Source organism: Kribbella sp. NPDC023972 (genome assembly GCF_040639075.1).
Lineage (GTDB): Bacteria > Actinomycetota > Actinomycetes > Propionibacteriales > Kribbellaceae > Kribbella.
Genome location: NZ_JBEZZH010000006.1, coordinates 308,626 through 331,811 on the forward strand (window position 1 = coordinate 308,626; position 23,186 = coordinate 331,811).

Annotated in this window: 24 protein-coding genes; 8 read left to right on the forward strand and 16 right to left on the reverse strand. The window is 66.4% G+C overall.

What is annotated here, in order from left to right; genetic code table 11:
• Positions 1 to 48 precede the first annotated feature (48 nt).
• Together AB0F43_RS24860 and AB0F43_RS24865 are read left to right on the forward strand one after the other, a co-directional pair.
• Positions 49 to 510 (forward strand): VOC family protein, encoded by a 462-nt coding sequence (locus AB0F43_RS24860; RefSeq protein ID WP_360481273.1) that lies wholly within the window; start codon positions 49 to 51, stop codon positions 508 to 510.
• Positions 511 to 588: 78 nt separating this feature from the next.
• Complete coding sequence (locus AB0F43_RS24865; protein ID WP_360481276.1) at positions 589 to 1,332, forward strand: VOC family protein; 744 nt, start codon at positions 589 to 591, stop codon at positions 1,330 to 1,332.
• A gap of 144 nt (positions 1,333 to 1,476) precedes the next feature.
• Here AB0F43_RS24865 and AB0F43_RS24870 read toward each other — a convergent pair whose 3' ends face one another.
• Entirely contained in the window at positions 1,477 to 2,079 is a 603-nt protein-coding gene (locus tag AB0F43_RS24870) for a dihydrofolate reductase family protein (protein WP_360481279.1), read from the reverse strand.
• Positions 2,076 to 2,990 carry a metalloregulator ArsR/SmtB family transcription factor gene (locus AB0F43_RS24875; protein WP_360481282.1) on the reverse strand — a complete coding sequence of 305 codons (915 nt, stop codon included), beginning with the start codon at positions 2,988 to 2,990 and terminating at the stop codon, positions 2,076 to 2,078. The genes AB0F43_RS24870 and AB0F43_RS24875 overlap by 4 nt, the downstream gene beginning before the upstream one ends.
• Positions 2,991 to 3,102: 112 nt before the next feature.
• Between AB0F43_RS24875 and AB0F43_RS24880 the strand changes: the two genes are divergently transcribed.
• A complete protein-coding gene (locus AB0F43_RS24880) occupies positions 3,103 to 3,564 on the forward strand; it encodes an NUDIX domain-containing protein (protein WP_360481285.1) in 462 nt (153 codons plus the stop codon).
• Positions 3,565 to 3,579: 15 nt separating this feature from the next.
• On the opposite strand, the gene AB0F43_RS24885 is transcribed toward AB0F43_RS24880, so the two are convergent.
• A complete protein-coding gene (locus tag AB0F43_RS24885) occupies positions 3,580 to 4,263 on the reverse strand; it encodes a response regulator transcription factor (protein ID WP_360481288.1) in 684 nt (227 codons plus the stop codon).
• The gene (locus AB0F43_RS24890) at positions 4,263 to 5,312 is read right to left on the reverse strand and encodes a HAMP domain-containing sensor histidine kinase (RefSeq protein WP_360481291.1); all 1,050 of its coding nucleotides are present in this window, start codon (positions 5,310 to 5,312) and stop codon (positions 4,263 to 4,265) included. The genes AB0F43_RS24885 and AB0F43_RS24890 overlap by 1 nt, the downstream gene beginning before the upstream one ends.
• A gap of 166 nt (positions 5,313 to 5,478) precedes the next feature.
• Between AB0F43_RS24890 and AB0F43_RS24895 the strand changes: the two genes are divergently transcribed.
• Together AB0F43_RS24895 and AB0F43_RS24900 are read left to right on the forward strand one after the other, a co-directional pair.
• Entirely contained in the window at positions 5,479 to 5,697 is a 219-nt protein-coding gene (locus AB0F43_RS24895; protein ID WP_360481294.1) for a hypothetical protein, read from the forward strand.
• Positions 5,682 to 5,924, forward strand: a complete 243-nt coding sequence (locus tag AB0F43_RS24900; protein WP_360481297.1) for a hypothetical protein — start codon at positions 5,682 to 5,684, stop codon at positions 5,922 to 5,924. Before AB0F43_RS24895 ends, AB0F43_RS24900 begins: the two co-directional genes overlap by 16 nt.
• Here the strand turns inward: AB0F43_RS24900 and AB0F43_RS24905 are convergent.
• From AB0F43_RS24905 to AB0F43_RS24930, 6 genes are all read right to left on the reverse strand, one after another.
• Positions 5,875 to 7,506, reverse strand: a complete 1,632-nt coding sequence (locus AB0F43_RS24905; RefSeq protein ID WP_360481300.1) for a PAS domain S-box protein — start codon at positions 7,504 to 7,506, stop codon at positions 5,875 to 5,877. The genes AB0F43_RS24900 and AB0F43_RS24905 overlap by 50 nt on opposite strands.
• A gap of 484 nt (positions 7,507 to 7,990) precedes the next feature.
• Complete coding sequence (locus AB0F43_RS24910) at positions 7,991 to 8,809, reverse strand: LLM class flavin-dependent oxidoreductase (RefSeq protein WP_360481303.1); 819 nt, start codon at positions 8,807 to 8,809, stop codon at positions 7,991 to 7,993.
• A gap of 536 nt (positions 8,810 to 9,345) precedes the next feature.
• Entirely contained in the window at positions 9,346 to 10,524 is a 1,179-nt protein-coding gene (locus AB0F43_RS24915; protein ID WP_360481306.1) for a low temperature requirement protein A, read from the reverse strand.
• Between the two features lie 24 nt (positions 10,525 to 10,548).
• On the reverse strand, positions 10,549 to 11,298 hold the full coding sequence (locus tag AB0F43_RS24920) for an SDR family oxidoreductase (RefSeq protein WP_360481310.1): 750 nt from the start codon (positions 11,296 to 11,298) through the stop codon (positions 10,549 to 10,551).
• A 15-nt stretch (positions 11,299 to 11,313) separates the two neighbouring features.
• Positions 11,314 to 12,096: an SDR family oxidoreductase gene (locus AB0F43_RS24925; protein ID WP_360481312.1), complete on the reverse strand. Its 783-nt coding sequence runs from the start codon at positions 12,094 to 12,096 to the stop codon at positions 11,314 to 11,316.
• 269 nt (positions 12,097 to 12,365) lie between these two features.
• Positions 12,366 to 15,131: a LuxR family transcriptional regulator gene (locus tag AB0F43_RS24930; RefSeq protein ID WP_360481315.1), complete on the reverse strand. Its 2,766-nt coding sequence runs from the start codon at positions 15,129 to 15,131 to the stop codon at positions 12,366 to 12,368.
• Positions 15,132 to 15,816: 685 nt separating this feature from the next.
• On the opposite strand from AB0F43_RS24930, the gene AB0F43_RS24935 reads away from it, so the two are divergent.
• Positions 15,817 to 16,080 carry a hypothetical protein gene (locus tag AB0F43_RS24935; RefSeq protein WP_360481318.1) on the forward strand — a complete coding sequence of 88 codons (264 nt, stop codon included), beginning with the start codon at positions 15,817 to 15,819 and terminating at the stop codon, positions 16,078 to 16,080.
• 544 nt (positions 16,081 to 16,624) lie between these two features.
• Here the strand turns inward: AB0F43_RS24935 and AB0F43_RS24940 are convergent.
• From AB0F43_RS24940 to AB0F43_RS24955, 4 genes are all read right to left on the reverse strand, one after another.
• Complete coding sequence (locus tag AB0F43_RS24940) at positions 16,625 to 17,182, reverse strand: dihydrofolate reductase family protein (RefSeq protein WP_360481320.1); 558 nt, start codon at positions 17,180 to 17,182, stop codon at positions 16,625 to 16,627.
• A 99-nt stretch (positions 17,183 to 17,281) separates the two neighbouring features.
• Positions 17,282 to 18,223: an LLM class flavin-dependent oxidoreductase gene (locus AB0F43_RS24945; RefSeq protein ID WP_360481323.1), complete on the reverse strand. Its 942-nt coding sequence runs from the start codon at positions 18,221 to 18,223 to the stop codon at positions 17,282 to 17,284.
• A gap of 147 nt (positions 18,224 to 18,370) precedes the next feature.
• Positions 18,371 to 18,502, reverse strand: coding sequence for a hypothetical protein (locus AB0F43_RS24950; RefSeq protein ID WP_360481326.1), 132 nt, complete (start codon positions 18,500 to 18,502; stop codon positions 18,371 to 18,373).
• 225 nt (positions 18,503 to 18,727) lie between these two features.
• Positions 18,728 to 19,231 carry a cysteine dioxygenase family protein gene (locus AB0F43_RS24955; RefSeq protein WP_360481328.1) on the reverse strand — a complete coding sequence of 168 codons (504 nt, stop codon included), beginning with the start codon at positions 19,229 to 19,231 and terminating at the stop codon, positions 18,728 to 18,730.
• Between the two features lie 75 nt (positions 19,232 to 19,306).
• Here AB0F43_RS24955 and AB0F43_RS24960 point away from each other — a divergent pair, with 75 nt between their 5' ends.
• Together AB0F43_RS24960 and AB0F43_RS24965 are read left to right on the forward strand one after the other, a co-directional pair.
• Positions 19,307 to 20,188: a LysR family transcriptional regulator gene (locus AB0F43_RS24960; RefSeq protein ID WP_360481331.1), complete on the forward strand. Its 882-nt coding sequence runs from the start codon at positions 19,307 to 19,309 to the stop codon at positions 20,186 to 20,188.
• A gap of 10 nt (positions 20,189 to 20,198) precedes the next feature.
• Positions 20,199 to 20,837 (forward strand): haloacid dehalogenase-like hydrolase, encoded by a 639-nt coding sequence (locus AB0F43_RS24965; protein ID WP_360481334.1) that lies wholly within the window; start codon positions 20,199 to 20,201, stop codon positions 20,835 to 20,837.
• 172 nt (positions 20,838 to 21,009) lie between these two features.
• Here AB0F43_RS24965 and AB0F43_RS24970 read toward each other — a convergent pair whose 3' ends face one another.
• Both AB0F43_RS24970 and AB0F43_RS24975 read right to left on the reverse strand, forming a co-directional pair.
• A complete protein-coding gene (locus tag AB0F43_RS24970; protein ID WP_360481337.1) occupies positions 21,010 to 21,879 on the reverse strand; it encodes a metallophosphoesterase in 870 nt (289 codons plus the stop codon).
• A gap of 150 nt (positions 21,880 to 22,029) precedes the next feature.
• Positions 22,030 to 23,028: a right-handed parallel beta-helix repeat-containing protein gene (locus AB0F43_RS24975; RefSeq protein WP_360481339.1), complete on the reverse strand. Its 999-nt coding sequence runs from the start codon at positions 23,026 to 23,028 to the stop codon at positions 22,030 to 22,032.
• Positions 23,029 to 23,186 lie beyond the last annotated feature (158 nt).

The window sequence follows — 23,186 nt, forward strand, 5'->3', positions numbered from 1 at the left end:
AGCCGTGTCAGAGTGGCTTCACCACAACCGATACGAATGGAGCATCCGATGAGCCGCGCATTCCAGGTCACTTTCGACGCCCACGATCCTCGGGCGCTGTCGATGTTCTGGCGCGACGTCCTGGGTTACGTCCACCCCGGCCCGCCCGGAGTCGAGCTGCCCGAGGGCGCCGATCCGCTGGCCGCGTGGGAGGAGTTCCTCGCGCGGGTCGGCGTACCGGAGGAACAGCGCAACACGCGATCGGCTCTCGAAGACCCGGATGGCGAGGGTCCCCGGCTGTTCTTCCAGCAGGTGCCGGAGGACAAAGTCGCCAAGAACCGCGTCCACCTCGACGTCCGCGCGGCTCCCGGACTCGAAGGAGCCGAACGGATGGCGGCGCTGGAGGCCGAGTGCGAACGCCTCGTGGCTCTGGGAGCGACCCGAGTACGGCGCTTCGATCCCGCACCTCCGCTGGAGCTCGGAACCATCACCATGACCGACCCCGAAGGCAACGAGTTCTGCCTGGACTGACGCGGCCGGGGGCCGAACGGCGGCGAAGTCGGCGACCGCGGCTGTCAGTCCATCCCCATGGAGATAGGGTTCGGCGGCATGGCGCTGCAACTCTTCGAGGTGAATTTCAAAGCCCGGGATGACTCCGCGCTGGGCCGGTTCTGGGCGGAGGCGCTCGGCTGGAGCGTCTCCAGCGAGGAACCCGGAGCGACCAGCGTCAAGCCCGTGGGTTCCGCCTGGCCGGACCCCGCCGCCGTCCGCGTCGAAGTCATCGCCGTCCCGGACCCCGAAACGGTGAACGACCGCGCGCACCTCGAACTCGCCACCACCTCTGCGGCCCATCACGCGGAGTTGGTCGTGCGCCTGAAGGAGCTCGGCGCGACGCCCGCCGAGGTGGGCCAAGGCGACCCCGCGCGGACAGTTCTGGCCGGCCCGGAGGGCAACGTGTTCTGCGTCCTGCAGCCTCGGCAGATCTACCGGGACACCGGGCCGATTGCCGCGGTGGTGGTCGACTGCGCGGATCCGCGGGCCATGGCCCGGTTCTGGGGCGAGGCGATGGACTGGACCGTGCACGAGGTGACCGACGATCACGCGGTGCTGCGCTCCGCCAAGGGTGTCGGCCCGTACCTGGAGTTCCTCCGCACGCCCCACCTGAAAGACCGGCGGCACCGCCTCCATCTCGACCTGGCGCCCTACCCTTTTGACAGTGATGGTCAAGCGGCGGGGGTAGCCCGGCTCGAGGCCCTCGGCGCGACGCCCGCCGACGTCGGCCAGGGCGACGTCCCGTGGAAGGTTCTGGCCGACCCGGAAGGCAACGAGTTCTGCGTCCTCGGCCCGGCCTGACGCGGGCCCTCCCGCCTGCCGCGTCGCGCCCACGCCTGGGCGGCCTGTCCGGGGACGCGGTCGTGCAACTGCGGGCGATCAGCGGACCCGGTCGTCGCGCTCGTACTCGAGATCTGTCTTATCGACCACCGGCTGCGCAGGCAGTTAGCGGACTCGGTCGTAGACGAGGGCCAGGGTGCCCTGGTCGCCGGCGGTCTGGCTGACCAGTTCCCATTGGCCGGCGGGCAGGCCGTCGCCGAAGAGGCGTGGGCCACCGCCCAGGAAGACCGGGAAGATCATCAGGGCCAGCCGGTCGACCTTGTCGGCGGCCAGCAGCGCCTTGATGACGCTCGCGCTGGAGAACACGACGATGTCACCTCCCTCCTGCTTCTTGAGCTCATCCACCACGTCTGCGGTCGGATTGTCGACAATCGACGTACGCTCCCACGGAGCTTCGGTCAGAGTGGAGGACAGGACGACCTTGTCGGTGGCGACGAGCCACTTCGCGAAGGCCTCGTCCCGCGGGTCGACGCCCTCAGCGCCGATGATGGTCGGCCAGAAACCGAGGAACCCCTCGGCGTTGACCCGGCCGAGCAGCGCTGTCGTGGCCGGCTGGAACAGGCTGACCATGTGGTCACGCGCGACGTCGGTCACGGCGTACGGCAGGACCCAACGCATGTCCGTCGGGGCGCCCGGTGCGTCGTAGTGGCCGTCGAGGGACAGGTTCATGCTGGTGACGACCCTGCGGCTGCCAGTCTGCTCGGTCATTTCGTACTCCTCGAGTTCGTGGTGGCGGCGTTGCGGTCCGCCGTGCTGTCGGTTGCGGTGCTGATGTCGGCTTCGCTGTCACCTGCGGGCCGGTCGGCTGCTGTGGCGAGGATCGCCGCGAGTTTGTCGAGGCTCTGGCCGAAGCCGATCTCGATTCCTGCGATGAAGTCCGCGGAGTCGACCGTGCTGTCGGTGATGCGGTACTGCACGTCGAGGTCGGTGCCGGCGCCGGTGGGCCGGAGAGTGAGGTCGACGTGCGAAGTGAAGGCGGTGCTGCCGTCGGGCAACGCAGGGGAGAGGTGGTAGGCGAGGCGTTCCCCTTCGCGTACGTCGTCGACCGCTCCGACCCCGCGTCCGGCAACCAGATCGGTGTCGTCGACGTCCTCGACATCGCGGTACTCCAGGACGATCCGCCCACCCGGGCGGGCCTCGAAGACGAGCTCGGAGACGCGCAGATCATCCGGCGTCCACCATCGCGCCAGCAGTGACGCCTCGGTGAGGTGACGCCAGACAAACTCGGGACTTCCCGTCAGCGACCGATGGAATGTGAACAAACGCCCATCAGCCCACCCCGTCCGCTCCGCAGCAAGCCGCTCCGCGTCCAGACTCAGCCCGTGGCGGTCGAAGATCTCCCGCGCGCCGCCTGCTTCGTCCGCCGTATCCGCGAGCCGATTGAGCGCGGCCGCCAAATCCCGCAGGGGAGTGGGCTGCAACGCGTAGATCCGCCGCTGCCCGGTCCGCTGCGAGGTGACGATGCCGGCCCGCTCGAGCGTCTGCAAATGCTTGGTTGTCTGCGGCTGCCGAGCCTCCGCCAACTGCGCCAGCACCCCGACCGACCGCGGACGCTCCGCCAACAACCCCACCAGCCGCCACCGAGCCGGATCCGCCAAAGCACTGAGCACTTCATCCATGCCTCAACTATTCACCCAAACGAATATTCGTGTCAAGGAATGATTCGGTGTCAGTGGACAAGCGGTCCGTTGTCCTGCCGAGCCTGACCAACCCGGTCGCTATCCTCAGGCGGTGCAGTTCACCGACTACGACACCCGGCTGGCGGCGTACGCGCTGATTGTCGACGACGCGGACCGAATGCTGCTGACGTGGTACGTCGGCGGTCAGCATGCACGAGCCTGCTGGACCATGCCCGGCGGCGGTGTGGAGTACGACGAATCGCCGCAACAGGCCGTCGTACGTGAGGTATTCGAGGAGACCGGCTACACGGTCGACGTCGGAGCCCCCATCGCCGTACACACCTCGACCGAACCCCACACCCGTCGCAGCCGCCGCCCCTACAAGGCCGTGAGAGTGGTCTTCGCAGCCACCATCACAGGCGGATCCCTAGGCACCACCGAATTGAACGGCACCACCGCCTATGCCCAGTGGGTCCCACTCGACCAGGTCGCATCCCTGTCCCCGCGCGCCGACATCATCGACGTCGCTCTCGCGAAACACCCAGCCAGAGTTCCTGGCTCTTCGGCGGACTGATGCGCCTGGTTGCTGTCACGCCGAGCCGCGGAAGCGGTAGCCGAAGCCTCGAACGGACTCGATCTGCGCGCCCGTCGAGTCCTGCGATTCGAGCTTTCGGCGGAGCCGAAGAACGGCGAACTTCACCCGTTCCAGGCCGAGGCCGCTGGGGTCGTCCCACACCTGGGCAAGCAACTGGGTCGGGTTCAAGATCGAGCCCCGATGCCGGACCAGGACGGCCAGCAGGCGGAACTCTGTCGGCGTCAGTCGCACGTCCAGACCGTCCAGTCGCACCGATCGCCGCTGCGGATCGATCCGCAGCCGGCCATCGTCGTAGACCTCGACCGCCCAGGTCGGCGGCGCCGTCCGGCGCAGCAACGCCTCCAGCCGCGCCACCAGTTCGTTGCTGCCGAACGGCTTGGTGAGGTAGTCGTCTGCTCCTGCCCGCAGTCCGCGGACCTTGTCCGCCTCCTGGCCATGTCCACTGAGGATCAGGATCGGCAGGTCGCTGATGTCCCGGACCCGCTCGAGAATCTGCCAGCCGTCCATGCCCCGCAGCCCGATGTCCAGCACCAAGAGATCAGGGCGCAGGGAGTGCACGGCCCGCAGACCCGCCCGCCCGTCCTCGACATGGTCGACCTCATAACCTGACCGGCGAAGAAGTACACCGAGCGCCAGTCCGACGTCGGCGTCGTCCTCGATCACCAGGACGCGGCTCATCACCGCTCACCCGGTCGCCGCCAGGGAAGCCAAACGCTGATCGTGGTGCCTCCAACGGTGTTGGCGGCTCGGATGGTGCCCCCGTGAGTTTGGGCGATCGCCCGGCTCAGCGCCAGCCCGAGCCCAGTCGCGGATGTACCGGGTCGCGGCCGGCTGGATGTCTGGTGGAAGGCGGTGAAGAGCTGGTCCAGCTCACCCTCCGGATATCCGGGGCCGGAAGCGGTGACCTCGATCTCGCACCCGGTGGGCCCCGGCACGGCTCGGAGTACCACGGCGCCGCCTGGCGTGGCGACCTCGAGCCGGTTGACGACGAGACTGGTCAGCAACTGGTGCAGGCGGACCCGATCACAGCTGATACGCGGTCCGTCGACATCCTCGCCGCGCAGGGCGACCGCCGCGGACCGGGCGTGGGGTTGCTGCTCCGCGACGACAGTCCGCACCAGCTCAGGGACAGAGACGAGCGCCAGATCCAACGGCAATTCCCCTGACTCCAACCGAGCGATGAGAGCCAACTCGTCGATGACGGCGAGCATGCGATCGCCGGTACGCCGGATGATCTCAGCGAACTGGCGATTTTCCTCGGTCAGTTCGTCCTCGGCGTCGGTCAGGAAGCCGGAGAAGACGATCAACGACGTCAGCGAGCCCCGCAACGCATGGCACACGGCGGTGACGAAGTCGTTGTCAGACGCCGGACCGTCGAGATGCCTCACCCGCTCGGCGAGAACGCCCGCGAATGCGTCGAGTGCTGCCACCAACGCGTCGTCGGTCGCCGCGCCAGTCGTACGGACCGAGAGCAGTTGCCCGTCGCGACCAGCTCCGATCACCCACACCAGGTCGGTCGCTTCGGGTGAAGGCTGGCCGGCCGAAGCTGCGTCGAGTCGCGCGGAGCTGATGCTGGGCACCTCCGCCAACCGAGCGACCACCCCGGGGGCGTCATCCCTGCTGCGGATGGCCATGGCCGGGCCCAGCAGAGCGAGCACGGTCTGCAGATCGGGCCGCGTCGAGACAGTCTGACCGCCTGCGCCGATGTCGAACCCCGTTGTTGCCATCTGTCTCGCCTGTCCACTTGCGTCGGGGTGCGGCAGCTTCGAGTACACCACAGGCCGACCCTTCACTATAGTCGAGACATCAGCTATGAGTCGTGATTCGCTTACCTTGAGTGAGAGTTCGGCGCTGGATGGTCCTGTAGCAGCTCCATGGATCAGGAGAAGGTTTATGGCCGCAGCGGACGTCGTGCTCGTCGTCGACGACGACGAGGACATCCGCGAGGCGATCAGGCGAATCGTCACCCAGTGCGGCTACTCGGTTCTCGCTGCCTCCGACGCCCGGGCCGCCCTGCGTGCCGCGCAGGCTGTCGACGGTCCGATCAGTTGTTGCTCACCGATGTGTGGATGCCCGGAGACACCAGCGCTTCCACGTTGGCAGAACAACTGACCGGCCGCTACCCGAACCTGAGCGTGGTCTACGTCTCCGGATTGCCGAAGGAGCTCGCGATCGGCAAGGGACTGGTGGGTCCGGAGGCAAGCTTTCTCGAGAAGCCGTTCACCCCAGCTCAGCTGGCCGAGTCGATCCGGGCGGCCCTCGACGACAACGGGACCGGCACCCAGGTAGTCAGTTCGCCGCTGGGCCAGGCGCGTCCAGAACGGCGCGGACCATCTTGAGCAACTCCGTCTGTGTGAACGGTTTCTCGATCAGGGCGACGCCCGGCTTCATGGTCCCTTGCGAGGTCAGCATTGGCTGGGCATAGCCCGACATGTAGAGCACGCGTACGCCGGGCCGCAGTACAGAGATCTTGTCCGCCACGTCTTGGCCCAGCATGCGCGGCATGACGACGTCGGTGAGCAGCAACTGGATCGGTTCGTCGGTCGTGCTCAGCAACTCCAGCGCGGTGACACCATCGGGTGCGGTCAGTACCCGGTATCTCTTCCGTGTGAGCACGCGGCGGGTGACCTCACGCATGGCGTCCTCGTCCTCGATCACGAGGATGGTCTCGCCCCCGCCGGAGGATCGGCCGGCAGACTGGGCCGGCGGCTCATGTTCTGCGGCCCCCACATCGTCCGTCGAGACCACCGTGGCCGGGATCAGTATGAAGAAGGTGCTGCCTTCCCCTGGCCGGGACATGATCTTCACGAACCCGTCCATCCGCATGATGATCCCGTAGACCGTCGCCAGCCCGAGCCCCGAGCCCTCGCCCTTCGGTTTGGTGGTGAAGAACGGTTCGAAGGCGTGCTCGATCACCTCCTCCGCCATGCCACTGCCGGTGTCGCTCAGCCGGAGCCGGACGTACTGGCCCGGGCTGAGTCCGTGATGGCTGGCCGTATAGGCCTGGTCCACGACGACATTGGCGGTGTCGATCCGCAGTACCCCACCGTTCGGCATCGCGTCCCGGGCGTTGACCGCGAGGTTGACCAGGACCTGCTCGATCTGGCCGGGATCGGCCATCACCGGCCACAGATCCTGCGCCAGCTCGGCGACCAGGTCGATCTGCTCGTTCAGGGTCCGCTGGAGCAGTTGCTTCACGTTGGTCACGACCGCGTTGAGTGAGAGAACCCGGGGCCTGACCACCTCCCGGCGGCCGAAGGTGAGCAGTTGATGGGTCAGCCCGGCACCGCGTTCGGCGGCGCCCTGGATCTGCCGGAGATCCTTCAAGGCCGCATCCCACCGCCCCTGGTCTGTACCGCTCACGGCCTTGATCTCCTCCTCGACGAACGAGGCGTAGTTGAGGATCACGGAGAGAAGGTTGTTGAAGTCGTGTGCCACCCCGCCGGCGAGCTGGCCCAGGCTTTCCAGTCGTTGCGACTGGTGCGACCGGTTCTCCGCCTGCTCCCGATCCGCCTGGGCCCTGAGTGCCTCGCGCTCGGCCTGCAGTTCGCGCCGCTCGGTGACGTCGCGAATCGCGGCGAAGGTGATCGTCCCATTCTCGGTCGCGATCGGCGACAGCGAGATCTCGGCAGGGAACTGGGTGCCGTCCTTACGGCGGGCCGTGAGCTCGGAGCTCCCGTCCATCAGCCGCGGCCGCGGATCGACGGCGTACCGAGCCCGTTTCACCGGGTGCAGCGGGCGTGCGCCCTCCGGAACCAGGATCTCCACCGGCTGACCGATCAACTCCTCGCGGGTATATCCGAACAACGTCTCCACGCGTGCGTTCGCCAGAACAATGAGGCCGTCGGACGTGACGCCGACGATGGCGTCCGGAGCCACCTCCAGCCATCCCACAGGCAGTTCTGTCGGCTGCTCGAGCATCTATGCCACCCCCGTGTGACGACGTCTGCACTATAAGCAACCCTCCCACCCGGGCTGCGGCCTTGGGCAGAAATAACACCCGTTCTGCAACCTGACGGCACCCGCGCCCGCACCACAGGCGCCGCAGCCTCAGGTACAGGCGGAACCGACACCCTTTGAAATGGTTCCAACCGGACCATCGACCCGCCGCGTACCGGCCCGCTGTACTGCAGTCAGTGGGGTGACGAGTGGGGCCGCCACCCCACTGGCTGCTCAACATCGACGTGCCGCGACGAGACATCATGAGCAAGACACACCCACGAACCAGGACGGGTGCAAGAACGTCGTAATCCGGCTCCGGGGGAGTGGAACCGGCCTGGATCCGACGTCACGAGGCGCCAGGCGCGCTGGGGGCCATCGTGTCGGTTCGGTTCGTGCGCACAAGACACCATCTACCCGTGGGCGAGGGCGGCCAGCCGGCCTGTGCCTGCGAGGCGTGCGCCGCCTACTGTCCGGCCAGCTTGGCCACGACCGGCGCGAGTGTGTCGGCAAAGTCGGCGCCGATGACGAAGTAGGAGAAGCCGATCTCTTCGCGTCGGCGTTGGATTTCTTCGGCGGCTGCCGCGGGGTCACTCGGAAGTATGACGAGCGAGTCTGCCGCGCGGAGCGCTGCGGTGTCGAGGTTGGGCGGCGCCATGAACGGAGCGACACCGTCACCGACGGCGGCGACGTGCTGGGCGAGTTCGATGTCCCGGCGGCCGGCAAAGTCGCGTACCCGGTTCGTGGTTTCGACCCGATCGTCTTCCGGTGAGAGTACGAACGTGACTGCGTCAGCGACTTCGAGTGCCAGCGCCTGCGACTTCGGTCCGCTCACCGCCAGGACCACCGGCGTGTGCAGATCGGGGCCGTCGAACGTACGTAGGGCGGCCACGGTCTCGCGCATTCTGGCACGACGCTCAGCTGGGGAGACGGCAGGCCGCCCCAGCTCGACTTCGATCCCGGGTCGGCCGGCGCCGATGCCCATTTCGAAGCGGCCTTCTGTGAGTACTGAGAGTGAGTGAGCCTCCCATGCTGTGCTCCATGGTTCGCGCAGCGCGGCGGCATAGACCCACGAGCCGATCCGCAGGTCAGCGAGCGCGGCCGCGGTTGCCAGCGTGGGGCCAAGTGCTGGTTGCCACGTAGGAACATCGGGCATCAGCAACGTCGAGTAACCACTGTCGGCGATGCGGCGCACACGGTCTCGCCACGTCGGCAGGTCAGAACGGATCGGCGCAACGACCCCGAATCGGAATGGTCTGGTTACTCGCCTGGCCTGGTCGTTCATCGTGGTTCTCCTTGAGCCTGGGACCTTGTTCGGTCCGGTTGCCCTATCCACGAACCCGCCACCCGGAATCCGACAACCCCGCCCAAGAACGTCGACAACTTCGATCGGAGGTGAACCGCCGGCGATCAGTCTGCAGATCGCGAGATCATCGGGCACCTTCCGTCCCGGAAACCTACCCGACGAACGATCCCATCCACCTCCGGTATGCGCCGATAAGCGACATTATGTCAACTTGTAGTCTGCGTATTGCATCAGATGAATCATCCACACCTGGCGACGTCGCTCCCCTGTGCGTGCCGCCGAAAGGTGCTCTGACCTGCTGAAACGCGCCCTGCTGGAGAACTGCCAGTCCAGTCTGTGGGCTGGCCGATCGCTCAACTTGGTCGAGAGCACCTACACCGTGCACGTCATGCCCACGAGGCGGCCCTGGGAAAAGCAGGCTGAGGACGGATGGGTGGGTGTGGAGACGGCGGCGCGTCAGGAAGTCCGCCAAGCCGACACGGTTCGTATCTCATGCATGCACCGGGTCCATGCGGTCAACGAACCGTCAGTCCGACATCACCCGACAGTCCTTCAACGGTGTCGACCGCCGCGACGACGAGTACGACGGCAGTGGTAAGCCCGAAGAGGACCAGAGGCGAGAACCACTGCTGCGTCGCGGCAAATAGGACAAGGACTGCGAGCGCGCCCACGCGCGACCGGGACACGCTGCCGAAGAGCGCCCGCTTGAAGAACAGGTCGCCAGCGAGGAAGAGCGCCGGTCCTACGACGATCGTGAGGACGGCCGGCGCCGACAGCTGCTCGGTGGAGTGGGCGATCACGACGTCGTCCGCCACCGCGACCGCGATGATGCCCGCCACCATCGGGATGTGAAGGAAGTTGTATGCCGAGCGGCCGAGCCGTGCGGGATCGTCGGAGCGGGAAATGACCTGCACTCCGGAGCGAGCAGCGCGGTCGAAGTAGATCCACCACAGCGCCACGCACTCCAGGAACGCCAGGACGAGCGCGGCAAGCGCGGTACCAGTCGGCTCGCGCCCAGCGAAGGCGACGCCGATGGCGATGACCGTCTCTCCGAGCGCGATCATCACGAAGAGATGGCAGCGCTGAGCCATGTGCGAGCCGGTGATCGCCTGGTCGGCGGGGGCCGTCTTGCCGAGCCTCGGGACCCAAAAGCCCGAGATCGGCGCCAGGTTGTCCACTGTGACCGCAGCCATCCAGAACAGCTCACGGTCCCTGCCCTCGGCGAAGCCGCCGGCTACCCACAGCACGCCGGAAGCGGCGAGCCAGATCGTGACTTTGAGAAAGATCACGCCGAGACTGGGATGCCGGCGCACCAGGCAGAGGATCGCGACTGTCCGTCCCACCTGCATGACGACGTACCCACCCGCGAACCACAGCCCGCGGGAGTCGAACGCCGCTGGAATGCTCGCTGAGACGACGAGCGCAGCCAGCATAGTGCCGAGCAGCACGACGCGGACCGGCATTGACTCCGGATCAAGCCAGTTCGTCATCCAGGTGACGTACATCCAGGCCTGCCACATCGCGACGAGTAGCAGGCCAACCCGGAACGCGCCGTGCCAGGAGAGGTCCTCGAGCAGCAATTGGGAGAACTGGGTGATCGCGAAGACATAGACCAGGTCGAAGAACAGCTCGACGAACGTGACGGGAGTCGCGGCCTCCGCACGCGCCCGAAGGTATGGCCAGCTCTCAGACACGGCGACACTCATTGCCCGGAGGCTTCATGCCGGAGCACCACCACTGACGAGCAGGCGTTGGCCGCTGATGAAGCCGGCCAAGTCCCCGGCCAGGAACTCGGCCGCGTCGGCGGCGTCATCGACGGTTCCCATTCGCTGGATTGGGCGCTGCGAGCGGACGAACTCCTGCATGGCCTCGCTGACCGAGTCGGCGTAGAGACCTGCACCGTCCGTCGCCGTAGGCAGCAGCGTGTTGACGGTCACGCCGCGGTTGCCGACTTCCTTCGAAAGGACCTGGACCAGGAACTCGCCCGGAGCCTTGCTTCCTCCGTAGAGACCGTGGCCCGGTGTCGGGAATGTGGAGTTGCTGGTCCCGACGTAGATGATTCGGCCATTGTCGGCAACGTGCTTGGCCGCGAGCTGCAGCGTGAAGAAGGTGCCCTTGGCATTGATGGCGAAGACGCGGTCGAAGTCCGCCTCGGTGACGTCGAGGACGGGTTGGCCGACGACCTCGACTCCGGCATTGGCTACGACGATGTCGAGCCGCCCGAACGTCTCGAGCACCCTCGAGAACATTTCCTCCTGCTCTCGGAGGCGTGATACGTCCGCACGAAGCGGTAAGGCACGCCCGCCCATCGCCTCGATGGCCTTGGCAGTCTCGGCGGCCGCCGCTTGGTTGCTCGCGTAGTTGATCACCACGCTGGCGCCGAGATGCGCATAGCGCTGCGCGATCGCTCGTCCGATACCCCGACCGGACCCGGTGACCAGCGCCACCTTGTTATGCAAGTCTGTCATAGCACGCTCCTTGGTTTAGAGATGTACGCCGCCGGCAACTTCGATCCTTTGACCGGTCACCCAGCGGTTCCCGTCGTCCAGCAGCGCGACGATGGCGCCGCTGATGTCCTCGGCCACGCCATGCCGCCCGAGGGCCGTCATCGACGCGACCGCCTGCTGGACCGTCGGGTTGTCGCGCAGGAGGCCGCCGCTGAAGTCCGTCGCTGTAGCGCCCGGCGCGATCGTGTTGACGCGAATCCCGCGCCCGCCCAATTCCTGCGCCAGGTAGCGAGTGAGGACCTCGACCGCTCCCTTGGTAGCCGAGTAGAGCACTCGCTCGGGCACGTAGAAGCGGGTCATTCCGCTCGAGATGTTGACGACGGAGCCGTTGTCGGCGATCAATGGCGCGACCTTCTGGGTCAGGAAGAACAAACCCTTGAACTGCACGCCGACGAGCTCGTCGAAGTCCTCCTCCGTCGCTGTGGTCAGCGAGCCCGCCCGCTGGCTGCCGGCGTTGTTGACCAGATAGTCGAAGGTGTCGCGCCCCCAGGTCTCCTGCAGAGTCGCCGCCACCGCGTCAGCGAAGGCCTCGAAGGTCCGGGCGTCGCCTAGCTCGAGGGCCAGCGGAACCGCCCGACGGCCGAGGTCAGCGACTTCCTTAACCGCCGTTTCCGCCTCGTCACGGTTGTCCCTGTAGGTAATGATGACGTCTCCACCGGCCCTGGCCAGGTCGAGCGCCGTCGCCTTCCCGATACCCCTGCTGCCTCCGGTGATCAGGCCGATGCGCGGCTGATCGCTTGCCTCTTGACTGTTGCTCATCGTTGTTCCTCCAGAATGATCGCGAACCAAGCAACGCGACCACGGCGCTGCTCCCTGTGATGACCACATGCTTCATCGGGTATCTGATGACTCATCGTTCCTCCTCGCTCGGCGGTGTCTATCCCGAGTCTCGACGCTCAACCCGATGCCGACATCAGTCATCTGACCCGTTCGCTATGCCTTTAGCAGGTCAGGAGTATCGACAGGTATCGGAGCGGGAGACGGAGGCGCTCCCTTAGTCCGACCGCGGTCCCTGTTGGTCGGTGGCCTTACGTGTCCGTTGGTTCGGCAAGCGCGTCCCGCAACGCTGCACGGCTGGTGACGCCGAGCTTGGGAAAGGCTTTGTAAAGGTGTCCACTGACCGTGCGCGGCGAGAGGAACAGTCGACTGCCGATCTCCTTGTTGCTGAGGCCGGCCGCTGCCATCTCAACGATGGCCAGCTCTTGAGGCGTGAGGAGAAGCGCCGCTGGCACCGCTCGCGTTGGGCGAAACTGTGGGTCCCCAGCGGCACGAAGCTCCTCGCTGACCCGTTCCGTCCAGGGCAATGCTCCGAGCCGATCAAAGGTCTGGAGCGCCGCGTGAAGGACCTCCTTGGCGCGCGTCGTATCGAGTGCCCGGCGGAGACGCTCGCCGTAAGCCAGTTGGATGCGGGCCAGATCGAACGGCCAGCTTCCAGCGTTTGGTGTCTGCAACGCAGCCTCGAAGGCAGCTCGCCAGTGTTCACCGTCATTCACCATCGCCGTTGCTCCTGCCGTATGCAGAGCCAGGCGATCCGATATGAGTGGAAGATTCGCTGCGGTCATCGCACTCGCGTGCCTGCGTGCGTCAGCGTCGCGCCCCGTCCTGAGCGCGGCCTCGACAACGTCGAAGGCGACCCAGAGGGCCTGAGGAACGAAGGGTGCGAACTCTCCAGGCGGACTGAGCTGGCAGGCCACCTGGTACGCCTCTTCCCAGTTGCCGTCGGCCACGGCCGCCAAGGTGAGTGGCTGGTGGGAGAACCTCTGCGCACCCCAGCTCCGACGGGGAGCGCACGCATTGCCGATCTCGGCGACGAGCTGCCTGGCACGGCCCGTGTTGCCACGCCCAGCGGCGAGCAGCGCGTGGATATAGGCGAAGTACCAGGCGCCGTTCATGTAGTCGTACTCATCGCAGACGCTGGCACCCTCGTCCGCGAGCGTCTGGGCCTCCCGCCAGTTGCCGTGCAGGAACTCGTCAATGCCGAGGTGTGCTAGCGAACGGGCGTACGGTCGGGCTGGTCCCCCGTTGCGCCCCTCCTGCACGAATCGCCAGGCGCTCGTGCAATACACCTCGACCAGATCCAGGTACATGGCTGCGAGGGTGAGCGACAGGACCGCAGGTTCGAGGATATCGTGACGCTCGCCCAAGGAGATCAGCGTCGGCCGCGCCGCTGCGCCCGTCCGAGCCGGATCACCGATCGCCTGGCTCTCGGCCCGCAGGGCGGCGGGCACCTCAGGGGTCAACCGCTGCAGGCAGTTGAAGTAGCCCCGCCACAGGTCCGCATCGCCGGCGTACGAGCAAAGCATTAACCAGCTCCGGAACGTGTCGATGAGTTCATGGTTCTCGGCGCTCCAGCCGTGGCCACCAGCGGCGACGGCGCTCTCAACGAATTTGAGCGCCGTGTGGTAGTCGCCGTCACCGTTGACTGAAATCTGTGCGCGAGCGGCCACCGCATACAGCGACCCGGGTCCCCCGCCGAGGCCGATGTGCGAGTCCGCGAGCAGCTGGGACGCCTGGGAGAACTCGCCGGTGACATCAGAGCCGAGATAGGCCGCCTCAGCAAGCCTGCGCGACTTGTCTTCATCGCGGGGGCTCAGGTAGGCAGCTCGAATTATGGCCGTGCTGGCGCCGACAGCGTCTCCGCGGGCGAACGACCGCTGGGCGAGCTGCTCGAGAAGCTGTGCCACATGTTCGTCGGGGCCCACTGCGGCGCTGGAGAGATGCCATGCACGGCGGTCCGGTCGGTCCGCCAGGGCGGCCGCGAGCGCGCGGTGAATCGCTCTCCTCTCCAAGCTCGTCGACGATCCCACGAGAGCCGAACGCATCAGTGGGTGCCGGAAGTCGACTATGCCGGTCGCATCATCGATCACCAGCGCCCCCACCGCCTCCGCCGGTGCCAGGTGCTCGATCGAGAGACCGACAGCCAGCAGCTCCCGCAGGTCCCGGCGACCGTCCAGCGCCAACATCAGCAGTGCGCGACGAGTCTGGGCCGGAAGTGCATCGATGCGGGCGGCGAAGGACTCCTCCAGCCGCCGCGGTAGGAACAGCGCAGCCGCCCCCGCGTCGGACTCGGCCTCGGGAAGGCGAGCCAGCGACGCTCCCCATTCGACCAGCGCGAGCGGGTACCCAGCAGCCCGGTCCACGATTCGTTGGCGCGTGCGCGGAGCAAGCATCGGAAACTGGCGCAGGAGGAGTTGCTGTGCATCTTCTCGGACGAGGGGATGCACGCTCTGTGACCTCAGTCCATGACTGTCGAATCGCGCCGCCTCACCCAGGCGGAGGGCGCCGACGAAACCGATGCGGTGCCCCGCGAGCCGGCGGGCGATGAACGCGAGGACCGATGCAGTGGACGTGTCCAGCCATTGGAGGTCATCCACCACGAGTAACACGGGTCCCTGTCGAGCGGCGAGTACGAGGAGGGCGAGTGCGGCTGTGCAGACGGCGACCGGGTCCGTCGTCCCTGCCCCCGACCCGAGGTCGAGCGCGGACCTGAGTGCGGCCGCGGATGACGCGTCGAGGGCCTCCACCTCCGTGAGGATCGGACGAAGAAGCTGATGCAGCACACCGAAGCTGAGATCCGCCTCGAACTGGACGCCAGATGCCGAAAGAACCCGGGCACCGCGGTCCGTCGCGACCTCCGAGCACAGCGTCAGGAGTCGCGTCTTCCCGACACCGGCATCCCCATGGAGAACGCAAGTACCACCCTTGGTCAGGGCCTCGTCGACGAACGCGTGGAGGTCATCGATGTCCTGCTCCCGGCCGAACAAGGGTTGCGCATGTTCCGACACGATCGCCACCTCGCAATCTCGCGGCTCGTGACTCCGATGCGGCGCGCGGCTTCCCGGTAACCCCTCCGGCGAGCGGCAGGCTCATCCAGCATCTTACCGCTCAGCCGAGCAGCGGCCCGAGAACATGGCCAGCGTGAAACCTCTACTCCTTTTGGTGGCATCACGGGTTTTGTCGACAACTGTATGAACGCAATCTCGGGAGAATCCACGCTCAGGGAGCCGAGTTATCCACAGGCTAGGCGCGGATGCGCACACTCCCTGTGTGGCGATGTCTGTGATTGCGCCTCGGAGAGGCCTACTGTCGCGGCCATGGAGCCAACACAGAGAAGCACCGTCACCGTCAAATTGTCCGTCCCAACAGCGTCACGCTGGTGGACGCCATCTGCCACTTCAAGCACATGCAAACCGAAGGCATCGCGATCCTGGAGATCGCGTGGCCCGAGCCAGAGCCGCACCCGTTGTTCGCCGCATAGGGTCCACCTTGACGCGTAGACATCACGGCGCTCGACGCGAGAGCGCCATGAGCAGGTTGACTGAAGCCAAATCAAGACGCCAAGGCAGTGCGATCACCGATGGCAAGTAGTCCTTCATAGGCGAGACTGCTCGTGGTGCGACCAACCGCACAGCTAATGCCTCGGAACAGAGGGAGGGTAATGTCCGGCTTCACGCGAGACGCCAGCACTACGGCGACCAGTTGGTGTACGAAGCGCTCTATACGAAATGGGGCCGCTATCACGGCAGCCGTTGTACTTGCGGTCAGGACTGGGTCCAGGCGCACGCGCTACCGGCCGGTTTTCGCGTGGTGCGTGAAGGTAATGGTTTCGTCGCGCTCGTCGGCCCTGGCCTTACGGTCGGCGTTGACGAGGATCACTTGACGGTCGCCGCTCTGTGGGCGGCGGTCACCGGCGAGGCGAGCGGAAAGACGTGGCCTGAGCGGGTTCGTATCGTTGAGCGCTGACTAGACACGGAGCAGCTTAGGCATCTGCGGCCGGACCGTTCGCGAAGTACGAGGCTCGGTTGAAGTGCATTTCCTACCGCTTGCGATAGGTGTGCTCGATGGCTCGACGCTGGGACCACCGCGACTGCTCAAGGACGGCGCCCACGAGTTGTCCGGGACCCAGTTCGCCTTGGCGCCTTGAGCGCTTCGGTCACCAGGACGCTACGTAGCGGTTCCACCATCAGTCGACACCCGTCCTATGCTGTGCGTCGTGGCCGGCAAGTACACGCACCAGCGATGCCCAATTTGCCGCGAGCCCCGAGATTTCAAGATTCTGCCGAACGAACGTGACGTGCATGGCCGCACTCTCATGGTCTGTACCCGGTGCAATTCAAAGCAGCCAAAGCCCGGTCAGGCCAAGAAGCCATCGGGCTGGGAGATGTGAGAGTAGACCCCTCTTTGTACGCCCCGCTCCCCCGCTGAATACGACCGGTCTTGATACGCAGGGGTTCCAGCAGCCGATGCGTGAGGGCCTGAGCGGGGCTTTGGAGGCTCCCCTGGGTGGCTACTGGTTCGCGGCGTAGCGGAGGTAGAGGACGCCGTTGGTGAAGCGGTGTTCGTCTAGGAGGGTCAGGTTGGTGTGGACGTTGTCGGGGAAGAAACGGTGGCCGCCGCCGACGATGGCTGGGCCGATGTAGAGCTGGTATTCGTCGACCAGGCCGGCCTGGATCGCCTGGGCGGCGGGGTTTGGGCCGTCGACGGTGAGGTCGAGGTCTGATTCGGCCTTCAGTCTGCGTACGGCGTCCGGGTCGAAGGTTCGTTCGATCCGGGTGCGCTCGCTGGAGACCTCGGTCAACGTGCTGGAGTACACGATCTTCTGGGTTGATTGCCAGATCCGCGCGTACTCTCGAACGTACGGCGGTTGGTCCGGCGTGTCCGCGGTTTCCCAGTAGACCATTGTTTCGTACATACGCCGGCCGTACAGATACGTGCCGATCCCCCGGCTCTGCTCGTTGACGAATTGGTGCGGCTCTTCCTCGGGAACTCCCCAGCCGAATTGTCCCTTCCGGTCACTGACGTACCCGTCGAGTGAAGTGATCATCGAGTAAATCAGCTTGCCCATCACGAGCCTCCTGAGAAAAAGGCGCATATCCCGGCGGGATTCGTCAGGTATTACAGCGTGCACGAGCCGGACGATGCCGTCCAATGCCAATCTCTCGGATCATTCATAGATACCGTCGATGTGTGGGGCCACGCGGGTGACGAAGCGTTCGAGTTGACGAGGTGAATCCCCCACCGGCCACAGGTCGACGCGCTGGCAGCCGGACTGAGCGTAGCGGGACAGGAGTTCGGTGCAGTGGGCTGCAGGCCCGATGCACAAACGGTCGCGGAGGTCCTCGGGGTCGCGGTTGAGCAGCGGTGCCAGCACGTTCTCCAGGACGTGGTCGCGCTCGGATCGGTCCTCGGTCACGTAGGTCCACATGGTGACAAGCGCGTTCGGGAACGAGTAGGCCGGACGGTCGCACGCTGTCAGTTCAGCGCTGAGGTGTTTTCGCGCCGTCGCAAACTGCTCAGGGGTTGCGTTGTACGCCGAAGCGAGCCAGCCGTCGGCCAGCCGCGCGACGCGTCGGAGGCCGGCGGGCGAGCCCCAGCTTCCGATCCACAGCGGAATGCCACCGGGCCGGACCGGAGACGGCAGTAGTTGTTCGTCGGGCATCGGATACAAGCGAGTACGCCGGGACGCCGGAGCTCGGCCGAGCAGCGCGCGAAGGACTGTCACCGCCTCGTCGAAATGATTCCAGCGATCGTCGAACGGAATTCCGACGGCGTCGTAGTCGCGCCGGGAAGAACCAGGTCCAACGCCCGCGATCAAACGGCCGCCCGACAGGACGTCCAGGGCGACCAAGGTCTTGGCCAGCGGCACCGGACCGCGCAGGGCGACCAGGGAGATGGTCGTTGCCAACGTCAACTGCCCGGAGCGCTCCAGCACGGCCGCGAGAGCCGTCGGACCGTCGAGCCAGGGAGTGGAGAAGATGAAGTGATCGTTGGCCGACACCGTGGTGAAACCGCCGGCCCGAGCCGCGTCCACGGTCGCCTGGAGGCGGGCGAGCGACTGACCCTCGTCGCCGAACTCCATCAGCGGTAGATGTACGCCGAGGTCCATCCCTGCCTCCCACCCGTCCGCAGCGCGGACCACAAAGTCCGTCGCCCACGCGTTGTCAGCGACGGCGGTACCACCTTCACGGCTCGCCGGCCCCAGCCCGAGTCTGCGGCGGCCCGCGCCCGCCGCTCTCGACCCAGTATGCGATCGTCAGGTCTCCCCCAGCACCTCGGCGATCATTCGGTGGCCTTGGCGTTCGAAGTCTTCGTCGCGGACGCCTCGCACCAGCTCCCCCGGCAGATACCGCGTCAGCAAAAGCTTTGCCTCCGCGTCGGCCCGCACGCGTTGTGGCGCTCTCCCCCTGCGACGCCGCGGCGACCACGTTCTGGCTGTTCCAGGCACCAGCAGCCCTGGCCATCTGGCTGAGAACGTTGCACCCGGCAACATCCACCTCTCCCCCGAGCAGATCGCCGCACTGGACGGTCGCCGGGACGACTGAGATCGGAACGTGGTGGTCGCCGCGCCGCACCTGGGCCTGGGCCGGCGACCACCCGCACCCCCGGACAGTCAGTCGTAGTAGCGGCGGACGCTCGATCCGATGCGGGTGACGTCGGTGCCGTAGATGTGCAGCGAGATGGCTGTGGTGTCGGCCGTGTTGTGGACGCGGTGGATGTCACCGGGCGGGGCGAATCCGCTCACGTCGCCGACGTGGTTGTCGCTCTCACCGATCAGCCGGAGGTCGGCGTCGTACAGCTCCTCGTGCTCGACGCCCTGCAGTACGCCGAAGACACACCACGTCACATGGTCGTGGATGCGCGTGATCTGACCGGGTCTCCAGACCAGGCCGATGATCGAGAACGAGCCGTCGGGTTCGACGTGCAGCGTGTGGCTGCGGTAGCTGTCGGTTGAGCCGTCGCGCTGGGCGGCGGTCAGTACGTCGGGACCGGGCAGGTGACGGCGGAGCTGTTCGGCGACGAGTCGAGCGGTGTCCGACCAGTCCGCGTGCTTGTGGACGGCGTTGCGGACACCGTCGACCAGTGCGGTCAGGGGGTGGATGAGTGTGGTCGTCATGCTTCGAGCGTGCGGGTGGGTGACCTATTACGTCTAATGCCAAATTTCATGGTCATCGATAGATAGAGTCGATTCATGCTGGACGTCACCCGCTTACGCGTCATCGAGGCCGTCGCGCGGCACGGATCCGTGACCGCGGCGGCGAAGGAACTGCACTACTCGCAGCCGTCGGTGACGCATCACCTCGCGCGGCTCGAGGCCGAGACCGGCGCGCAGCTGCTGCAACGGGTCGGCCGCGGTATCCGCCTCACTCCGGCCGGCCAGCTGCTCGCCGACCGGGCCGCCGAGATCCTCGGACGTATCGATGCGGTCGATGCCGAGCTCGCCGCCCACGTCGGGCTGACCGCCGGGCGGGTGCGGCTCGCCGCGTTCTCGTCGGCGATCGGGTCGCTCGTCCCACCCGCCGTGGCCGCCCTCGCCGCCACCCATCCGGGGCTGCAAGTCGGCCTGACCGACCTGCATCCACCCGAGGCGCTCGACCTGCTGCGTACCGGCAAGATCGACGTCGCGGTCATCTTCCGGTACGACGAGACCGAGCCCGAGCCGAGCGGCGTACGCCTGCATCATCTGCTCGACGACCCGGTCTACCTGTTGTCATCGGGCCAAGGGCAACGACTCGGCGAGCTGCGCGACGCGACGTGGATCGCGGGATGCGCCCGGTGCCGCAGTCATTTGCTGTCACTGTGCGCTGAGGAAGGGTACGAGCCGCGGATCGGCTACACCTCCGACGACATGGTCGTGATGCAGACGCTGGTCGCCGCCGGGCTGGGCGTGACGACGATGCCGGGCCTGGCCCTGCGCGCCCATCGGGCCGACGGGGTCGTCGCGACCCGGTTGCCGGGATCACACCGGCACGTCTACGCCGCGACGTACGGCGAACCGCCCGATCCGCCCGCCACCGCTGCTCTGCTCGCAGCGCTCGCCGAAGCGGCTAAGGTTCCTGTCGACCGAGGATGAGGAGCGTGTGTTGAGAGCTGTTGCCTTCTTCGACGTCGACGGAACGCTCGTCCCCGGCATCTCGTCGGCGGTCCATCTGGCCGGTTATCTCGGGCACGCGGAAGCTGTCTTCGAGGCGGAGGCCGCGTGGGATGCGGGCCTGGTCGAGGCGCGGTACGTGGAAGAGCTGGACGCGCGCGGTTGGGCCGGCACCAGTGAGGTCCAGGTACGGGAATGGCTTGGGCTACTCCCCTTGGTCGACGGAATCGCCGAGGTCGTCGAATGGTGCGTCGATCATGAGGTGATTCCGGCGCTGGCGACGCTCGCGTGGCATCCGGTTGGGGTGTACTTGTGTGAGACTTTCGGCTTTGTCGACGCCTGCGGTCCGACGCTGGAAGTGCGCGACGGAACATATACCGGCATTCCACTCACCAGCTATGACCAATACGCGAAGCGCGATTACGCCCAGCGTTTCGCCAAGGAACACGGATTCACTCTGGACCAATGCGCAGCGGTCGGCGACAGCCTGTCCGATCTCCCTTTGTTCGCGGAGGTCGGCCTGGCCGTCGCCTTCAACGCCACCGAACGCGCCCGGGCCCTCGCACACGTTGAGATCACCGCCCACGACCTCCGCGCCGTACTCCCCGCCCTCGAAACCTGGCTGCAGTAGTGGCTACACCTGAACCAGCGCTCCGAGGTGTGCTGCGGAGGTGAGCAGCGGCGCCAACGCGTGCGGGAGTTTGTCGAGGACGTTCGCGGTGCGCCGCCGCCGGCATCGATGCCGTTCTCGTTGACCGGGACGACGTCCACGCGGCGGCCGGAGTACGTCGCGTCCGATCACTTCACGCGCTTTCGGTGGTGTCTTCGCCCGTGATCGGGTTGTAGACGTAGACCTCTGAGCCGGCGTGGGGGTCGCGGGAGTGGAGGGTGTGGAAGGTTGGTGAGAACGGTCCGCCGAGGTCGACGACTGTCGCGGAGGCGCCGAGGACGCCTCGGACGAGGGCGCTTGGGGCGGTGAGGTCGATGCGGGTGATGACGCCAGGCGTCACCCAGACCGGCTTCTGCCCGATCGTGCCGGACAGTTGGTGGTGGAGATGACCGCAGAGCACGGCGTGTACGTCGGTCCCCGCGAGTACGTCGCCGAGTGCCGCAGGCTCCTGCAGTACGACGGACTCCAGGTAAGGGATGGCGTCCACGAAGATCGGTGGATGGTGCAGTACGACGATCGAGCCGGCCGGCGCTGGTGTTGCGAGCTCGGTGGTCAGCCAGTCCAGTTGGTCGCGGCCCAGCACTCCGTGCGTCTCGCCAGGGACCAGGCTGTCCAGGGTGATCACCCGCAGCCCATTGACCTCGCTCACCGCCGCGATCACGTCATCCACCTCCGCCCGGCGGCCGATCGGTGTGCCGTCCGGACCGAGGTGACCCCAGCCGAGCGCTGCCTCGAAGCCTTCGCGGCGGTCGTGGTTGCCGGTGCTGTAGATCTGCGGGATTCCCCGCTCTGCCGCGAAGGAGCCGACCACCGAGCACACCGCCTGGCAACCCTCCCGGGAGCCGTCGTCCGCGATGTCCCCGCTGACGACGACCAAGTCCACCGACGGCACGTGGCGTACGTCGTAGAGCAACTGCTTCAGAGCGGCGAGGCCGTCGACGCCGTCCTCGTCGGGGCCGGTGCGGCTCACGTGAGTGTCGGACAGGTGCAGAACACGGTGCACGATCGGGCTCCTCGACATCGTTGCCGAGGGCACCCAGGCGGTCGATGCCCTGCTGTCACTCCCCGGTGGTTCGTGCCCACCCGCGCCAGTCGTGTGCGATCAGCCTAGCGGTGCCCCGGCCGGCAGAAGGCCGGGGCACCGCGGCGCACCCTAGATCCTGCCGGTGCCCGCGCCGGAGGTGACGATCGACTTCACCTGCTCGGCGGCGTCGACGACGTACGAGTACGGGATCGCCGCGACGCTCGAGGCGTTGCGGGAGGCCGGAGTACCGGAGTTCGCCAGCCAGTTGTTGAGGAGCTTCACGTTGCCCTGCGGTGAGTCGCCGGTCTGGGTGACGACGGTGCTGCCGACGTTCTCGAAGTAGTTCCGCTCCACGTAGACGCCAGCGTTACAGGTGGACGCGACGCCGTACCCGCTGTTGCCCCGGTAGTAGTTGTTGACGACGTGCACCGGGTTGCCGAACCGGACCCGCGGGTGCCGCTGCGTGGTCCCGTCGAACCAGTTCGCGTAGTAGGTCACCCGCAGCTTGCCGATGTCCTCACCGCCGTTGCTGTCGCTGTGCCCGATCAGCCCGACCTTGTCGTGGTTGAAGAACTTGTTCCACGACACGGTCACGTAGTCCGACGCGCGCTTGACGTCGACGGCGCCGTCGTACCCGTCGCTGAAGTTGTTGTGGTCCACCCAGACCCGGGTCGAGTACTGGACGTTGATCGCGTCGTCAGCCCAGTTCCGAAAGTTGAGGTTCCGAATGATGACGTTGCTGACGCTGGCGACGTTGAGCCCGCCGCCGGTGATGGTGGCGCCGCTGCCGACGCCGATGATCGTCTTGTTGGACGCGACCTTGTTCATGCCCGAGAGATTGATGGTGCCGGACACCCGGATCACCTTCGAACCGCTGGACTGCATCTGGCTGATCAGCGCCGAGGCGGTGGTCACCGTGACTGGTGACGCGCTGCCGCCGCCGGTGGTGCCACCACCCTGGGTGGCCCAGCCCTGCAGTGCGAAGGTGGACGCCGACGCCTTAGGCAGGGTCTGGGGTACGGCGACGGTCGACACTACGGCCGCCGAGGCCACGGTCAGTGCGGTGGCCGCCGCCAGGAACGGCAACCGCAGTGATTTCCGGCGTGTTGGGGACGCGAAGAAGGACATGAGAAAACCTCCGATTGGGGCGGTTGGTGAGCAGGCCGCAGTACGCCGTGAGGTACGGCGGCCGGTTCACCGAGATGAATCGGAAAACGCTTTCCTTCAGATGGAACCGTACAGAAACCGGTTTCTCCCTGTCAAGGGTTCGTCACTGTTCGTAGCTC

Excerpts from the sequence above, each read along its gene's own strand:
- AB0F43_RS24895 (WP_360481294.1), top strand. The coding sequence starts at position 5,479 with ATGGCCGCAGCGGACGTCGTGCTCGTCGTCGACGACGACGAGGACATC.
- AB0F43_RS24960 (WP_360481331.1), top strand. The coding sequence starts at position 19,307 with ATGCTGGACGTCACCCGCTTACGCGTCATCGAGGCCGTCGCGCGGCAC.
- AB0F43_RS24875 (WP_360481282.1), bottom strand. The coding sequence starts at position 2,990 with ATGGATGAAGTGCTCAGTGCTTTGGCGGATCCGGCTCGGTGGCGGCTG.
- AB0F43_RS24945 (WP_360481323.1), bottom strand. The coding sequence starts at position 18,223 with ATGGACCTCGGCGTACATCTACCGCTGATGGAGTTCGGCGACGAGGGT.
- AB0F43_RS24955 (WP_360481328.1), bottom strand. The coding sequence starts at position 19,231 with ATGACGACCACACTCATCCACCCCCTGACCGCACTGGTCGACGGTGTC.
- AB0F43_RS24885 (WP_360481288.1), bottom strand. The coding sequence starts at position 4,263 with ATGAGCCGCGTCCTGGTGATCGAGGACGACGCCGACGTCGGACTGGCG.
- AB0F43_RS24905 (WP_360481300.1), bottom strand. The coding sequence starts at position 7,506 with ATGCTCGAGCAGCCGACAGAACTGCCTGTGGGATGGCTGGAGGTGGCT.
- AB0F43_RS24925 (WP_360481312.1), bottom strand. The coding sequence starts at position 12,096 with ATGAGCAACAGTCAAGAGGCAAGCGATCAGCCGCGCATCGGCCTGATC.
- AB0F43_RS24865 (WP_360481276.1), top strand. The coding sequence starts at position 589 with ATGGCGCTGCAACTCTTCGAGGTGAATTTCAAAGCCCGGGATGACTCC.
- AB0F43_RS24940 (WP_360481320.1), bottom strand. The coding sequence starts at position 17,182 with ATGGGCAAGCTGATTTACTCGATGATCACTTCACTCGACGGGTACGTC.
- AB0F43_RS24890 (WP_360481291.1), bottom strand. The coding sequence starts at position 5,312 with ATGGCAACAACGGGGTTCGACATCGGCGCAGGCGGTCAGACTGTCTCG.
- AB0F43_RS24860 (WP_360481273.1), top strand. The coding sequence starts at position 49 with ATGAGCCGCGCATTCCAGGTCACTTTCGACGCCCACGATCCTCGGGCG.
- AB0F43_RS24910 (WP_360481303.1), bottom strand. The coding sequence starts at position 8,809 with ATGAACGACCAGGCCAGGCGAGTAACCAGACCATTCCGATTCGGGGTC.
- AB0F43_RS24870 (WP_360481279.1), bottom strand. The coding sequence starts at position 2,079 with ATGACCGAGCAGACTGGCAGCCGCAGGGTCGTCACCAGCATGAACCTG.
- AB0F43_RS24920 (WP_360481310.1), bottom strand. The coding sequence starts at position 11,298 with ATGACAGACTTGCATAACAAGGTGGCGCTGGTCACCGGGTCCGGTCGG.
- AB0F43_RS24975 (WP_360481339.1), bottom strand. The coding sequence starts at position 23,028 with ATGTCCTTCTTCGCGTCCCCAACACGCCGGAAATCACTGCGGTTGCCG.